A 15,528-nucleotide genomic window follows, 5' to 3' on the forward strand; every position below is an offset into this window, starting at 1 on the left:
AAATTAAAATATTCCGAAATATATAAGGGGATGAGTAGCATGAAAGCATTGAGATGGTATGAGGCTAAAGATTTGAGAATTGACAATATTGAAGAGCCAAAGGCAAGAAAAGGTGAGGCAAAAATTAAAGTTGAGTGGTGTGGAATTTGTGGAAGTGATTTACACGAATATACAGCAGGCCCAATTTTTATTCCAGCCGAAGCACCACATCCATTAAGTGGGGATAAAGCTCCTATTGTTCTTGGGCATGAATTTTCTGGACAAGTTGTTGAAATTGGTGAAGGAGTAACTAAAGTACAAGTTGGCGATCGTGTGACTGTTGAGCCGATCTATTCTTGTGGCGAATGTGCTGCTTGTAAACAAGGGAAATACAATCTATGTGACAAAATGGGCTTCTACGGCCTTTCAGGAGGCGGTGGTGGATTTTCTGAATTCACTTCGGTTCCAGAACATATGCTACATAAACTTCCAGAAACTGTTTCATATGAGCAAGGAGCACTTGTCGAACCGTCAGCTGTTGCTCTTCATGCTGTAAAACAAAGTAAACTACAAGTCGGCGAAAAGGCCGCTGTGTTCGGTACTGGTCCAATCGGTTTACTCGTTATTGAAGCACTAAAAGCAGCGGGTGCATCAGAAATTTATGCGATTGAACTATCTGAACAACGCCGAGAAAAAGCAGAAGAGCTTGGAGCTATCGCAATTGATCCGAGTCAAGGTGATGTTGTCGAACAACTTCATATACTTACAAATGGCGGGGTAGATGTTGCTTATGAAGTGACAGGGGTACCGCCAGTCTTAGTACAAGCCATCAACTCAACAAAAATTAATGGGGAAACGATGATTGTAAGTATTTTTGAAAAAGAAGCTCCTATCCACCCACAAAATATCGTTTTGAAAGAACGCACTGTAACAGGTATTATCGGATACCGCGATGTATTTCCAGCTGTTATTAGTTTAATGGCCAAAGGATACTTCCCAGCGGATAAACTAGTAACAAAGCGTATCAAACTTGATGAAGTGATTGACGAAGGTTTTGAAGGCTTGCTAAAAGAAAGAAATCAAGTAAAAATCTTAGTAAAAGCTGAATAACTCTAAAGCCGGGTTTCCGCAAATAGGGGAAATCCGGCTTTTTAGTTGGGTATAAACCTGTTGTGGCAAAAGAAATTGCACCATTTACCTACATACTACTCGTTAGGAAGGTTCTTCTAATCATTAACTTTTTAAGATATCTTCAATTCTATCAAGCTCTTCTTGAGTGAATGAAAGATTATTTAATGCAGCAACATTTTCTTCGATTTGACTTACTCGACTTGCGCCGATTAAAGCTGAAGTAACCTTTCCATCTCTTAGTACCCAAGCAAGTGCCATTTGCGCCAGGTTTTGACCGCGTTCAGCTGCCACTTGATTTAATTTTATTACACGATTTACAACTTCTTCACTCACTTGATCTGTTCCTAATGCACCAGTAGATTTAGCAGCTCTGGAATCAGTCGGAATGCCATTTAGATATTTATTTGTTAAAAGGCCTTGTGCTAAAGGACAGAAAGCGATCGATCCAACACCATTTTCTTGTAATACATCTTGCAGGCCATCCTCAATCCAGCGGTTCAACATGGAATAGCTAGGTTGATGAATGACAAGTGGAGTGCCTAACCGGTTTAGAATTTTAATCGCTTCTTCTGTTTGTTCCGCAGTATAACTGGAAATGCCTACATATAAAGCTTTCCCTTGGCGAACGATTGAGTCTAACGCACCCATCGTTTCTTCTAAAGGCGTGTTTGGATCAGGACGATGTGAGTAGAAAATATCGACATAATCCAGTCCCATCCGCTTTAAACTTTGATCTAAACTTGCGACCAGATACTTCTTTGATCCCCATTCACCGTATGGGCCTGGCCACATATAATAACCAGCTTTCGATGAAATGATCATTTCATCTCGATAAGGGGCAAAATCCGTTTTTAACATTTTCCCGAACATTTCTTCCGCGGATCCAGCAGGTGGACCATAGTTGTTTGCAAGGTCAAAATGGGTGATCCCTAAATCAAAAGCACTTCTTAGCATGGCGCGGCCATTTTCGTATGTATCTACTCCACCAAAATTATGCCATAAACCAAGTGAAATCGCTGGAAGCTGTAGGCCAGATCGCCCGCTTCTATTGTATTGCATTTCATCGTATCGAGTATCTTCCGCTTTATAAACCATTGTAATCCTCCTAAAGAAGTGATACTTCATATTATACGGCTTCACATCGAATTGTCGATACTTTTAAACTATTTTTTGAAATCGCTTTCGTTTACTGGGATTGAGATTCCCCGCACCAGAATGCTCTATAGTGCGTGTTCAAAAAGAAGGCTAAAAGAGCCGAGAAGCTCATACCTCAAACCTTTCACGTATGCAGTAATACGTAAGTAAGGATCGGACTTTTTGAACAACTTCCTATCGAAACCAATACGGGGTTATTATGTTTGACTGTAAGCAACCATTAAAGAACTTGATATTCAAACAATGGTTTTATTGCAAGATCTTGATATGCGTGGTTCTTCATCAAGTCATATACTTTAGATTCCAAATCTTGAAGGTCGTCTTCGGAAAGATTATTGTTAGGTTGAGGATGGAACCACTGAATTTCTTCATCGTGGAAAATCCCATGATAATGATCGCCTTCAAAGTTTAATGTAAACTGCTGACGCTCATGAACTTGATCCTCGAACAATGGTTTTACTGTAAACCCTTGATATGCGTGTTTTCTCATCAATTCAAACACAGTGGATTCTAGAACTTGGAGATCCTCTTCAACAAGCCTAGTATTAGGTTGAGGATGAAACCACTGAATGTCTCCCTCGTGGAAAATCCCTTGATAAGTATAACTTTTAAAGTTTAGTGAAAACTGCTGACGTTCATGAACTTGATTTTCAAACAAACGTTTTACTTTAAACTCTTGAACCATGATAAAACCTCCTGAAATTTTTACTTTTTTGGATTAGAATGGACCTTGCTAAAAACAATGCGATAGGAATGATAAGGTGTAAGTTACCTATTTAACATCTTGGTCATGTCAACATTCAAAATGTCTCCAGATGATGCATCAATATCCACATCATATTCTGTATTTCGATTCATAATAGAAATTTCGTATTTTTTAATACCATGATCTTCAATGGTATGAGTGTTCGTTACTAGACCACCTTGAGATGTGTCTAAGGCAATCGTCTTTGCTTGTAATTCATTTATCGTTTGTGAAGGTGCATTTGATAATTTCGTTGTTGGGTGGTTATCAATCATTGCATGAGCTCCTAGACCACCTACGATTAAAGCACCTGTTAATAGCATTGGCATCAAGTTCATTCTTGATAACCTCCTCGTTTTGTTTATATTAGTATCATAACGGCTCGAGTTTAAAGTAAAAGAAGAATAACCTTAAAATTCCCTTAGAAAAGTAAGAGAACGTACTAATCAAATCGTAGATGTCTAAAATTGATTCGAATTGAATAAAACATAGATTAGCGATATCTATGCGTGTTCAGGTAAAAAAGTCGAATGGTATTCATATAGAAAAAGCTATATGATTAAAGAATAAAGTTTTAAATCGAGGAGAAAACCCATGAATGAACAGTATTACGATGCGTTACTAAACATAAAAACAGTAGGTGACCAAAAGGGATTCAATAATTCTATGCATTATCATCGTTATGAGCCAACTCCATATTATGCACTCGAAACATTATTTAATACATATGAATTGAAAAGTAGTGATCGTGTTGTCGATTTTGGCTGTGGAAAAGGACGGTTAAATTTCTATATCCATCATTTATTTCAGGCGACTGTTATTGGGATTGAAATGAACGAAAGATTTTGTAAAGAAGCGATTGAAAATCGAACTAGATATTTGAAGAAGGCAAAAAACAGAACAGATAAAATCCATTTTCACTGCTCTTTAGCAGAGAAATACCAGATTAATCCGTTAGATAATCGTTTTTATTTTTTTAATCCATTTTCGATCCAAATTTTTATGCAGGTTATTAATAATATTTTGTTATCTGTAGAAGAGTTCAAACGGGAAATCGAGCTGATTTTGTATTATCCGTCAGATGATTATCTTTATTTTTTAGAGAACCAAATGTCATTTGAATTAAAAGAAGAAGTCATCCTGCCAGACTATGCGCATAATCCTTATGAGAAATTTTTAATTTATCGATTAGGATATTAGAAGGATGTAAGGAAGGTACGATTCAAAAGAAAAATAGCCATTTTTCTATTGCTGAATTGGCCAACTGCTTAAGCACTGTAACCAGGGATAGAAAAAGTTTCCGGTTGTTTCTCCCTCCAAAATGTATAACACTTAACGTAGCAAGAAAGCAGTTAAACAAATAGGAGGGGAATTATGAGAAATAAGAGATTGCTACTTTCACTAATGGCATGCATGGTTATTATTCTTTCTGTGGTTACTTGTCAGCCTTCTGTTTCTAAAGCACAGACAAACGGTCATGATCCAGTTATATTTATTCACGGTGCAGGTGGAAACAGCACAGCCTTTTATGGCATAAAAAATTACTTGAAAAAACAAGGCTGGTCCGATGATGAACTGTATGCTATTGAATTAGTGAATAAGTCTGGTGTTAGTTTGAATAATCAAAAACAGCTTGCTTCTTATGTAGATGAAGTGTTAAAGAAAACAGGAAAGAGCAAGGTTGATATTATTGGACACAGTGCGGGAGGCTTGAATACCCTGACTTATATTCTCAATGATGGTGGAAGCAAGGTAAATGATGTGGTAACGTTGGGTTCTCCAAACAAATATGTAACATCGAAAGCTCCCGTAGGTACAGATCCTAACCATAAAATCCGTTATACTTCGATTTATAGCACCAACGACTTTGTTGTACCCACTTGGCTTTCAACACTTCAGGGAGCGAATAACGTTCAAATCAGCGGTGTAGATCACGTTGGAATGCTCATCAACAGTGAAGTCTACGAGCTGATTCAAGAAGGATTGAATGGCGGAGGGAAAAATACAAATTAAGCAAAGATTCTTATCTTGAACGTAGTTTTTTTCAACAATACTAATCACAGCCTGTCTAATTCTTTACTAGAATGATAATAATTGAAGCCAGCCCATAGGTCAGACAACTAACCTACTGGGCGGGCTTTTTTTGTACTTTAGGAATTACAGGAATCAGGTGTAGCTTTTGAAAAAAAGTTTGATAAAAGCCATAGCGTTATTCTTTATCTTAAGACGTACAAAAAGCGCTCGTATTAAACAAAGTTTGATTAAAATGAGTGCTTTTATTTTCTCTATTCAGTTCTTTTTAGAATGAAATCTGACCATACTTATTCAACTATCGCGAGTTTGTTATAGTATTTGTCTAATTTTTGATAATTAATACTTGTGATATTTTTGAAAATCTAGAAGAAAACACTCCACTAAACAAGAATTTTAAGAGGGATACTCGCACATAGAATGGAACCTTACGAAATTATTCATGGATCAAGATGGACGTGTTGTACATCGTTTTGCGTCAACAACTAAACCGGAAGAAGATGAAGTGGATATTGAAAAAATATTGTAAATATGCAAGGCATCATCCGAATTCTTAACATATTCAGTCATTGATATGAATGGAAGGAGCACTCATGCTACAGATTTCTATTAGCTGTTTGGCTAATTCAACTGGGGGTCGTGCATAATTACTCTGAATCCACTCTAGAATAAGTCCCAAAAAACCATAGGTGCGAAAAGTAATAAAATGATCACCATTACGATCTACATGTTGGTCGGCTGTAAATGTGATTTCCTTCTGTAATAGATTAATCGTATGAACAATCTGATCAAGTAAACCAGGGATGGGGTCAGCTGCAATTAAGAGTCTAAAGTAGGAGGCATGTTCATAAATATATTGAAATATAGCAACTGAAGATGGAGGAAGCGTATCAAATTTCAAATAGTTTGATTGTTTATAAGGTTGACGGTTTGCTTTTTTAAACCCTTCAATCATCTCCTCTACTAGTTCTTCTGTTAAAGCCTCCTTACACGTGTAATAATTATAGAAGGATGATCGGTTATAATCTGCTCGCTCAACGATGTCTTTGACGGTGACATTAGAGTACCCTTTTTCTTGAATTAACGAAGAATAGGCTTCTTTAATGACCCGTTTCGTTCTCCGTACTCTTCTATTTACCCCATGCTTATCAGTCATCACAAGCACCCCCGAAAAGTTTTTTCATCGCATTGAACACAATATGAAAAAGTGTTGTCTAGGTAGACAAACTCTCATATTTTAATGATTGTTTCTTTTTGTATAGTTGATAAACTAATACTAACAGCAAGTAGTACTTTCAAGAAGATGAAATGCGAGCGCTTTAAATAATGATAACAAATTTAGAGCTAAATGTAGTGTAAGAACTACCTCATTTTCGTTCTAAAGAAATAATAAGGGGGATTTTGTTATGTGAAGGTTAGATGTAAAAATAGTAGCTCTTGGTATAGGAGGAGTGCGAGCAAGCCGCCTAAGAAGATTATTAACTGAAGGTTTAACTGAAGGTGTAATGGCTAAATAGGTTGGGTGTGGTATAAGTAGTAATATTTCGGTTGGACAAGCATACCATTAGAAGGAAGCTGTGGCAAAATGGAAGACGAATATAAACTGGAAATTTCGTACGTGTTTTTCATAAAGTAGCAACGGGCATCATTCGAATTGGTCAGCGTTTAAACGTTTCTAACGAGCATATTAACATGGACCTTTATGTGGATCGTTTTATTTTGTCTTTTTACAAAGTAGTTCAAAAACTTTAACAACGGAATGGGGAATTATTATGTCTACAACATTAATTTCGTTAAACTCTAAAGCTGTTAAATTTACGTCTACCCCGAAAAACATGTTAATAAATGGACAATGGGTGGAAGCTGCTTCAGGAAAGAGATTTGAAACAATGAATCCAGCAAATGGTGAGGTTATTACTTCGGTTCCAGAAGGGGATAAGGAAGATATTAACCGTGCAGTAGCTGCAGCACGTATTGCATTTGATGAAGGACCATGGCCCAAAATGAAACCAGCTGAACGTGCTAAACTACTGTTTAAATTTGCTGATCTAATTGAGGAAAATGCTGAAGAACTTTCTCACTTGGAAACGCTTGATAACGGGGCACCAGTTAATTTCACCGCAGGAATGGCAAGCTCGGCTGCTGAGAATATTCGGTATCATGCAGGATGGGCAACCAAGATTACAGGGGAGACCATACCAGTTTCTGTTCCAGGAAATATTTTTAACTATACAAGACGGGAACCAATTGGGGTCTGTGGTCAAATTATCCCTTGGAACGCTCCATTGTTGATGGCAGTTTGGAAGTTGGCAGCACCATTATCAGTAGGGAATACGGTCGTGTTGAAACCAGCAGAAAACACACCATTAACTGCATTACGATTAGGTGAACTGATTCAAGAAGCTGGTTTTCCGGATGGGGTCGTCAATATTGTGACTGGATTTGGACAAACAGCCGGTGCGGCATTAACTGCACATCCCGATGTTGATAAAATTGCGTTTACCGGTTCAACGGCAGTTGGGAAACAAATTATGCAAGCTGGTGCAGTAAATGTTAAGAAAGTCTCACTAGAATTAGGTGGTAAATCAGCGCACATTATTTTTGCTGATGCGGATTATGATGTAGCTCTTCGGAATGCAGCTAATGCCATTTTTATGAATTCAGGCCAAGTCTGCGTGGCTGGTTCCCGGTTATTTGTTGAGAAGAAAATTTACGACCGATTTATGAGTGATTTAAGTGAGTATACGAAGAATTATCGAGTGGGTGACGGATTTGACCGATCAACCGTTTTAGGACCTCTCATTTCTGAAAAGCAAAAAAATCGTGTGTTGAATTATTTGGATATTGGACAGCGAGAAGGTGCTGAATTGTTAGTTGGCGGTAATACGACAGCGAGTGACTTGGCAAATGGCCATTATGTCAAACCTACTGTGTTGGCTAATGTAACGAATGATATGAGAATTGCTCAAGAAGAGATCTTTGGACCTGTCGTTTCAGCTATGCCATTTGATGACATTGATGAAGTCATTAAGCTAGCCAACAAAACAGATTATGGCTTGGGTGGAGGGGTCTGCACAACGGATGTCCGTAAAGCACATAAAGTAGCTCATGCAATGAAAACAGGTAATGTATGGGTGAACACATACAGTCTCTTAGATCCAGCTTCTCCTTTTGGCGGGTACAAACAAAGTGGAATCGGTCGAGAAAATGGTTCAGCATCGATTGATATGTATACAGAAGTCAAGAATGTCTGGATTAATTTAGATTAAAGATTTTATATGGATAGATAGCGAGTTTCAATACTGCTAGATACTTGATTTATAGAGAAAACGAGGGCTGTCCCGAAAGTCGAACTATCGACTTATCGGGTAGCCCTTTTTTCTCTATAAAGTGTATAGAAAAGCCCATATTAATGAAGCGATTTGCTACTCTTCAAACACTGTCGGATGAAAGAATTGCTTCAAGTTGAATCGAATAATATCTTCCAAACAATCCACTAACCTGATTTTTTAGGGAGATAAACTTGTAATCGCTACTGATTATTTGGCAATTTCTCTTCAGGATGACCGTTACCTTGCCTCTTTTTATTTCGTTCGTTCTTTTTCTTTGTTTCCCGTAATTTTTCTACATAATCATGTGTACTTTCTTGTTTCATCGTTATTCCTCCTCGTTTATCCCGCATTAACGGGCAGTACCCCCCTTAGTCTTAGAAGGATCAGTGGGGATAACTACCCAGAAAAGCCCGATTGGTGAGATAAAGTGAAACTTACCGCGGTGATCTTTAGCGGTTTAGTAGAACCGGACTAACAATCAGTAGGGATAAGAAAATCCCACTGATTGAAGTTTCATTTTATCAAGTAGTTTTTAATATAACCAAAAACCTTAGAAAGATGCATACCAACAAATGAAAGGCTTCATGTAGCAAATATGAAATGGTGAGTAAAAAGCCCAAGTGGATTAGTAAAGCACCAAAATTCACAAAATAATCCTTGAAATATAAAAAATAGCAACTAGATAGTATATACTCGATAATAAAGAAGGATGATGGGGAGTGATGGCTACCAATTATGACTACGGAAGTTGAATTCATAAACGTCAGTAAATCATATATGAATCAGCACGAGGCGGTCGATGTATTAAAAGGAGTTAGCGGGGAGATAGAAAAAGGGTCGATTGTTACGATTATAGGACCATCGGGATCAGGGAAGAGCACGATTTTATCACTTTGTAATTTGTTGCTTACTCCTGATGAAGGGGAAGTACGAATTCGAGGAAAAGACGTTCGAGAGTGGAATATCCAGGAGCTTAGACGTCGGGTCGGTATTGCTTTTCAAGGCGCTCCTATGCTTACAGGAACTGTGTTAGATAATTTGTCCTTGCCTTTACGGCTGCAGGGTAGAACGTTAGAAGATCCAAAGAAGTATATGGAGTTTGTTGGTCTAACAGAAGATCATTTATCCCGTCAAGCCAAAGAGCTTTCGGGTGGACAGAGGCAAAGGTTATCGCTTGCTCGAACACTTGTGAACGATCCAGCTATTTTATTGCTCGATGAAGTGACATCAGCATTGGATTCTTTGTCTGCACATGAGGTAGAAGAACTTATTTTACGGATTAACCGTGAAAAGCAAACGACGATTCTCTGGGTTACCCATGATCAATCACAAGCAGAAAGAGTGGGCGATCAAACGTGGCTTGTGATCGATGGGAAAGTAGTCGAAGCGGCTCCTACTAAGCAATTTTTTGTTAAGCCAAAAGAAGCGCAGACGAAACACTTTTTGGAGTTGAGGAGGGAGTACAAATGAGCTTGATTGCCCTTCTCTTTAGTTTTGGATTTGTTATTTTTTCCTTTTTTCTTTCACAAGCATTTAAATTGGGACTTGGTCGAGACCTGATTATTACGAGTATTCGTGCTACTATTCAATTATTGATTGTTGGCTATATACTTAACACCGTATTCGGTTTTGAGAATCCACTTGCGATGATTTTGATGCTTCTAGTTATGGTGTTCGTAGCAGCTAAAAACGCAGCGAAACGCGGTAAAGGTTTGCCACGTATTTTTTGGAAAATTTTCTTGACGATTAGTATCGTTGAGATAATAACTCAAGGTTTTTTACTTGGATTACAGATCGTACCGGCGACTCCGCAGTACATAATCTCGATTAGTGGGATGATTATCGGTAATTCAATGGTCATTGCCAATCTTTTCTTAAATCGTTTAAAAGCTGAGTTGGAAATGAGAAAAGAAGAAGTTGTGCTCGTCTTGTCCCTTGGGGGCAGTGTGAAACAATCCATATATCCAATCTTAAAACAATCCATACGGTCCAGTTTAATCCCAACGGTTGAAGGGCAAAGAACAATTGGTCTTGTCCAGCTTCCCGGCATGATGACCGGCCAGATTATAGCTGGAGCTGATCCTGTTCAAGCCGTCCGTTTTCAACTATTGATTGTCTTTATGATCTTGTTTGCAGCAGTCCTGACTGCTATTATCCTAGGCTTTCTCATTTATCCTGGATTATTTAATAAGAATCAGCAGCTGGATATAAGTGCTTGGTAAAATACAAGATTTGAGAATTCAAATCATATAGAAAGGTGATTAAAATGAACATTACAATCAAACAAGAAACCAGTTCGGATTATCGTGTAGTTGAATCTCTAATAAAGTCAGCTTTTGAACATGCAGAATATACCGATCATGATGAACACAATCTAGTGGCGAGGCTACGAAAGAGTGATGCTTTTATTCCAGAGCTCTCCTTACTTGCCGTACTGGAGAAAGACATTGTTGGTCATATTTTATTTACAAAAATCATGATACATAATGGAAAAGAAAAGTACCCATCCCTTGCTCTTGCACCAGTTGCAGTTTTACCTAATTACCAAGGGGAAGGGATTGGTAGCAAGCTCATTCTAGAGGGAATAAATCGAGCAAAATCTTTTGGTTTTGAATCTGTAATTGTGCTCGGGCATGCAGATTATTATCCGCGCTTTGGGTTTGTTCCAGCAAGCAAATACAAGATATCGGCACCTTTTGAAGTGCCAAATGAAGCGTTTATGGCATTGGAGCTGAAATCGCAAGCTTTAGATCATATTACTGGAACCGTAGAATATGCGAAAGAATTCTTTATATGAGTCAGCTATTTGAATGAAACGAGGCTGGTAGAAGTTTGAGTAGAGGTGAGAAGCCCCAAGACCGTCTTTACGTCTGAATGTATGGCAGCAAAGAATCAAATAATATTTAGAGCAACAATCAAATAACTTACGAATTGAAAGGGAGAATCTTCATGAAATTGAATCAAATTGTGGACAATGTAAAATCGACTTTTCGACAAGCAGCTGTCCGTGTGAAATCTGCGATGACAGGAACAACTACTACGATCCAAGAATTGGCGGACTATGTACTTCATCATTCAAAAACACAACAAGAAAATCGCACACTTTTAGGGATCTCCTATTCGTTTTATCATTTGGAAAAAGAGGGGATTCATTATTATTTAGAAATGAGGGGCACTCATATTTTACAGTTGGACGTGCAGACGACTGACGAAAAGATTGTATCCTATCGTTCTTATCGTGATCAAGCTCAGTTACATATTAAAATGAAATTTCACGAACCGCTTTTAGGTCAAGCCTAATAATAATAAGCGACCTGATTATCTCTTTAGAATAACCAAGTCGCTTATCTATTTTCTTTAATCATGATGTCTATCCTTTCACTTTATCAATTGGTCTTCCAATGGTTTTTGGGCATAATCATCAAATTGATTAAACATATAAGTGAGGTACGAGTTTAATTCAAATCGATCGTCTTGAAAAAAATCAGTCAACCTCTTTGTGTTTTCTTGCAATACATTCACCTCCAGCTAACTATTAAACTGCCTTTATATTATAATTGCCAACTATAATTCTTTTATACATGAAAAGTAAAAAGATAGTAAAGTTTAAATGAATGGGATAAACCAGCTTTTGTATGAAGGAAAAGGGGGACAGAGCTACATGAATCTAAGAAGCATGAACAAATAACTTGAAAGTTAACACAAGATTTGTATAAGAACTTGTCGTGTTGCGCCACATACCCTACCTTATTGGAGGTAGCTTGGATATTTATGAATGTAAACATCCTTCATACTAAAGGTTGGCTTTAAAACACCATACTCGTTCTTGCTATAAAAATGTTTATGAAAGAACTCTCCTGTATTGGCCCCGCCTTCGCCGAATACAATGATGACCCCGCATGTCACCCGCCTATTAATGATTTTAATAGAAAACGCTTACATTTGCAAAGGTTTCTGTAATTCAAATTTCGACATAATGATAACTGGCACAATTTGCTTGGCGGGGACTTCAAATGGCTTTCATTTCATAGATGATAGATTGTCTTTCTCACAAGAGCTTTTCGTAAGTCTAAAGGGTTGTCGAAGAAAAAAGAGGATATCCCAAAAAGCAAAGGATCAGACCCCGCAACAACTAAATACAGTAAAAGATACGTGTATGAACACTACATACTGATTTAGAGTGTGAGGTCAGATCCTTATGTGACTCCCTTTAAATATAAGTAAGATTTAGCTCGTATCAAAATGAGAGATTAGTGAATTGTACCACCAATTTCTCGAATATCCTCTTTTTCAGTAGCTGCAATGACTGCTGCGGTTTTGAGCCCACGCACAATAACGTCAAGACTTAAACTAGGAGAACTATTTTCAATCGTCTGCTCTGGAATATATGGAATATGGATAAAGCCGCCACGTATTTGTGGTGCATGATTAGTTAAATAGTGCATTAATCCATAAAATAGATGGTTACAAACAAAAGTCCCTGCAGTATTGGAAACGGAAGCTGGGACTCCGTCTTTCCTCATCTGATGAACCATCCGTTTGATCGGCAAAGTTGACCAATATGCAGCTGGGCCGTCCTCTGAAATAGGTTCATCAATCGGTTGTTTTTTCTGATTATCTGGAATTCGTGCATCATCGACATTAATGGCGATTCGCTCGGGGGTTATTTGTGTACGTCCCCCTGCTTGGCCAACACAAATGACTACATCAGGCTTATATGATTCAATCGCTTTTATCGCAGCTTTGATTGAATCATGAAAGACAGTGGGCACTACTTGAGTTACAATCTCCACGTCATCTATGATAACACCTTCTAATTGCTTGACTGCTTCTAGAGCTGGATTTATTGTATCCTTACCAAATGGATCGAAGCCGGTTACTAATACCTTTTTTCTCATCGTTAGACCTCCAATTTTACAAGTAAATACATAAGTATAATATTGAATGCAAGCACGATTAATGCTGTTGGAATTTGTACACGGATAACATGATTTTTATCCTTCAAATCTAATAAGGCGGCAGGGACGATATTGAAATTTGCTGCCATGGGAGTCATTAGTGTTCCACAATAACCAGCAAACATAGAGATTGCAGCAATGTGATTCGGATTTGCGTCAAATTGAGTAATTAAAAATGGCACAGCAATGCCTGCAGCCATTACTGGAAACGCTGCAAATGCATTTCCCATAATCATCGTAAATAGTGCCATTCCAATACAGAATACAAAAACGATCATAAATAAAGAGTTTTCCGGAATGAACTGAGTCACGACATCAGATACAACTGTTCCGACTCCAGCTTGTGTAAAAATTGTACCTAATGTTGCTAAAAGCTGTGGCAACACAACTGCCCAGCCGATCGCTTCTAAAAGGCGGCGAGATTCCTTTATCGCTGTTTGTGGGGTGTTTTTTGTTAACATCATTGCTGTTATTATCGCAATCAAACAGGCAACACCCAATGCTACCAATGTTGTATTTTTGGGATCAAAAATAAATAAGGAACCAATTTTTACTCCTTCAAAGCCCTTTGCTCCGGCAACTGTTAAGATGGGGATAAGTAGTGCAGGTAAGAATAACCAGCTACCTAAACGTTTACGTTGTGTTTCTCGTTGTTGATCGGATGATTCACCATATTGACCTTTGCGAAGTCCACCCATTCCAACGATAAGTACCATCAAAATAACCATTAATCCAATATAAAATGGTGGGATAACACTTCCGAATAATAGAGTGATGGAGTAGATGAAATAAAATAATCCAGATAAAAGGCGACGAGGGTTCGCTTTATCAGCAAAAGTATATAAGGAACAACACAATCCGATGATTCCCATTATAATATAAATAAATTCAACTGAAAAAATCATCCGATCACATCCTTCTTAGCTTTTGAACCTAATTTTCGATCGAGCTTTTTATCAAATAAGTAAAGTCTAATTGAATGAACAATTAAGGCGAAAATCGCTGTAGGGATTCCCCAAAGCGCCATTGAAATTGGATCTGCTTCAATTCCATTTTGATCAAAGAAACCCTTCATTAATAAAATCGCTCCAACTGCTACAAATATATCCTCGCCGAAAAATAGGCCGATATTATCAGCAGCTGCCGCATGGGCGCGAATTTCTTCCCGATCTTCCTCTGGAACTTCCCCATATTTTGCCTTGGCAGCTCCTTCAGCCATCGGTGCTAGTAGAGGACGTACAGTTTGAGGGTGCCCACCAATACTAAGTAATCCGAGAGCAGCCCCAACTTCACGACAAAGTAAATAAATAGTGATAATTCGACCGGCCGTCGCTGCTTTAATTTTTGAAACGAGATGTCCAGCTTGATTTTGTAAGCCACTTCTCTCTAATAGTCCAATTACCGGAAGGGTTACGAGTAAAATCGACATATAACGATTCGTTGTAAATGCTTCCCCAAATTGCGTAATAATGTCCACGATCGGTAGACCTGCAATTAAGCCAGTCACCAAACCGGATACTGTCACGACAACTAGCGGATTTAACCTTATTGCAAAGCCTATAATAATTAAGGCAACGCCAATCAATACCATATAACTCCATCTCCTTAGGTGCAATTTATCCCGGTTTAACAGGCTGTAATACCCCCAAGTCCATTTTAGTGAGAAATCAAGGGAAATAGGTGGGGGATAAACAGCCTGTAAAGCCCCGATAGGTGAGATAAAGTGAAACTTACCGATGCGTAAGCAGAGGTTTAGTTGAACCAATCGGGTTCGTAGTTTCACTTTATCTGAAAAATAGCACTTTATTTTAGTGTGAACGTTATTTTAACATAATTTAATTTATGAAAGGAAGGGAATGTTTTATGTAATGTAATAATTTTTATCAGATCAAAGGCTGAACGAAGAATGTAACCACAAGAACTACATTCGTTTAAGCAACTAGTCGAGCAATGGAAGAAGGGGATATTGAAGATGACATTCATGATGTAAATGCTATCTTAATAAAGCACTACCTTCTGATCATGGTGTGTTTCAGTCTAAGGGGACGCTTAGTGCGTACGAAGAAACGTCATTTTCTCTTTAAGATATTCTCTCCCTTTGGACGACCTCTTTGGTGATCACAAGAATATAAATACGAAAGAAGCAGGGCATCTTAGATTGCCCTGCTTCTTTCGTATTTATTCCACATTAACGGGA

16 protein-coding genes are annotated in these 15,528 nt (G+C 38.1%); 8 read left to right on the forward strand and 8 right to left on the reverse strand.

The features are described 5' to 3' along the window. Positions 1 to 39 precede the first annotated feature (39 nt). Complete coding sequence (locus JNUCC23_RS04490) at positions 40 to 1,089, forward strand: 2,3-butanediol dehydrogenase (RefSeq protein ID WP_403074311.1); 1,050 nt, start codon at positions 40 to 42, stop codon at positions 1,087 to 1,089. A gap of 123 nt (positions 1,090 to 1,212) precedes the next feature. On the opposite strand, the gene mgrA is transcribed toward JNUCC23_RS04490, so the two are convergent. The 3 genes from mgrA to JNUCC23_RS04505 all read right to left on the reverse strand — a co-directional run bounded on the left by mgrA (position 1,213) and on the right by JNUCC23_RS04505 (position 3,348). Beyond that, the gene (gene mgrA / locus JNUCC23_RS04495; protein WP_403074309.1) at positions 1,213 to 2,205 is read right to left on the reverse strand and encodes an L-glyceraldehyde 3-phosphate reductase; all 993 of its coding nucleotides are present in this window, start codon (positions 2,203 to 2,205) and stop codon (positions 1,213 to 1,215) included. A 280-nt stretch (positions 2,206 to 2,485) separates the two neighbouring features. After that, complete coding sequence (locus JNUCC23_RS04500; protein ID WP_454214542.1) at positions 2,486 to 2,950, reverse strand: DUF5342 family protein; 465 nt, start codon at positions 2,948 to 2,950, stop codon at positions 2,486 to 2,488. Between the two features lie 83 nt (positions 2,951 to 3,033). After that, a complete protein-coding gene (locus JNUCC23_RS04505) occupies positions 3,034 to 3,348 on the reverse strand; it encodes a PepSY domain-containing protein (protein WP_062183872.1) in 315 nt (104 codons plus the stop codon). A gap of 256 nt (positions 3,349 to 3,604) precedes the next feature. Here JNUCC23_RS04505 and JNUCC23_RS04510 point away from each other — a divergent pair, with 256 nt between their 5' ends. Beyond that, on the forward strand, positions 3,605 to 4,210 hold the full coding sequence (locus tag JNUCC23_RS04510) for a methyltransferase (RefSeq protein WP_403074304.1): 606 nt from the start codon (positions 3,605 to 3,607) through the stop codon (positions 4,208 to 4,210). Positions 4,211 to 4,384: 174 nt separating this feature from the next. Then, a complete protein-coding gene (locus JNUCC23_RS04515) occupies positions 4,385 to 5,023 on the forward strand; it encodes an esterase/lipase family protein (RefSeq protein ID WP_403074302.1) in 639 nt (212 codons plus the stop codon). Positions 5,024 to 5,603: 580 nt separating this feature from the next. Here JNUCC23_RS04515 and JNUCC23_RS04520 read toward each other — a convergent pair. Then, complete coding sequence (locus JNUCC23_RS04520) at positions 5,604 to 6,197, reverse strand: TetR/AcrR family transcriptional regulator (RefSeq protein WP_062183863.1); 594 nt, start codon at positions 6,195 to 6,197, stop codon at positions 5,604 to 5,606. Positions 6,198 to 6,813: 616 nt separating this feature from the next. Here JNUCC23_RS04520 and JNUCC23_RS04525 point away from each other — a divergent pair. Then, a complete protein-coding gene (locus JNUCC23_RS04525; protein ID WP_454214544.1) occupies positions 6,814 to 8,310 on the forward strand; it encodes an aldehyde dehydrogenase family protein in 1,497 nt (498 codons plus the stop codon). Between the two features lie 263 nt (positions 8,311 to 8,573). Here JNUCC23_RS04525 and JNUCC23_RS04530 read toward each other — a convergent pair whose 3' ends face one another. Continuing rightward, on the reverse strand, positions 8,574 to 8,696 hold the full coding sequence (locus JNUCC23_RS04530; RefSeq protein ID WP_082675133.1) for a DUF4023 family protein: 123 nt from the start codon (positions 8,694 to 8,696) through the stop codon (positions 8,574 to 8,576). 412 nt (positions 8,697 to 9,108) lie between these two features. Here JNUCC23_RS04530 and JNUCC23_RS04535 point away from each other — a divergent pair, with 412 nt between their 5' ends. The 4 genes from JNUCC23_RS04535 to JNUCC23_RS04550 all read left to right on the forward strand — a co-directional run bounded on the left by JNUCC23_RS04535 (position 9,109) and on the right by JNUCC23_RS04550 (position 11,673). Further along, complete coding sequence (locus JNUCC23_RS04535; protein ID WP_454214547.1) at positions 9,109 to 9,843, forward strand: ABC transporter ATP-binding protein; 735 nt, start codon at positions 9,109 to 9,111, stop codon at positions 9,841 to 9,843. After that, positions 9,840 to 10,595: an ABC transporter permease gene (locus JNUCC23_RS04540; protein ID WP_062183852.1), complete on the forward strand. Its 756-nt coding sequence runs from the start codon at positions 9,840 to 9,842 to the stop codon at positions 10,593 to 10,595. Before JNUCC23_RS04535 ends, JNUCC23_RS04540 begins: the two co-directional genes overlap by 4 nt. A gap of 44 nt (positions 10,596 to 10,639) precedes the next feature. Further along, positions 10,640 to 11,170 carry a GNAT family N-acetyltransferase gene (locus tag JNUCC23_RS04545; protein WP_454214549.1) on the forward strand — a complete coding sequence of 177 codons (531 nt, stop codon included), beginning with the start codon at positions 10,640 to 10,642 and terminating at the stop codon, positions 11,168 to 11,170. A gap of 152 nt (positions 11,171 to 11,322) precedes the next feature. Next, positions 11,323 to 11,673 carry a hypothetical protein gene (locus tag JNUCC23_RS04550; protein ID WP_403074289.1) on the forward strand — a complete coding sequence of 117 codons (351 nt, stop codon included), beginning with the start codon at positions 11,323 to 11,325 and terminating at the stop codon, positions 11,671 to 11,673. A gap of 950 nt (positions 11,674 to 12,623) precedes the next feature. Here JNUCC23_RS04550 and pcp read toward each other — a convergent pair. From pcp to JNUCC23_RS04565, 3 genes are read right to left on the reverse strand one after another with little or no spacing between them, the layout of a single operon-like run. Continuing rightward, positions 12,624 to 13,271 carry a pyroglutamyl-peptidase I gene (gene pcp / locus JNUCC23_RS04555; RefSeq protein WP_454214551.1) on the reverse strand — a complete coding sequence of 216 codons (648 nt, stop codon included), beginning with the start codon at positions 13,269 to 13,271 and terminating at the stop codon, positions 12,624 to 12,626. Positions 13,272 to 13,273: 2 nt separating this feature from the next. Continuing rightward, positions 13,274 to 14,236, reverse strand: coding sequence for a DUF979 domain-containing protein (locus JNUCC23_RS04560; protein ID WP_062183840.1), 963 nt, complete (start codon positions 14,234 to 14,236; stop codon positions 13,274 to 13,276). Continuing rightward, positions 14,233 to 14,922: a DUF969 domain-containing protein gene (locus tag JNUCC23_RS04565; RefSeq protein WP_062183837.1), complete on the reverse strand. Its 690-nt coding sequence runs from the start codon at positions 14,920 to 14,922 to the stop codon at positions 14,233 to 14,235. The genes JNUCC23_RS04560 and JNUCC23_RS04565 overlap by 4 nt, the downstream gene beginning before the upstream one ends. Positions 14,923 to 15,528: the final 606 nt, after the last annotated feature.

This window comes from Peribacillus sp. JNUCC 23, assembly GCF_053653995.1.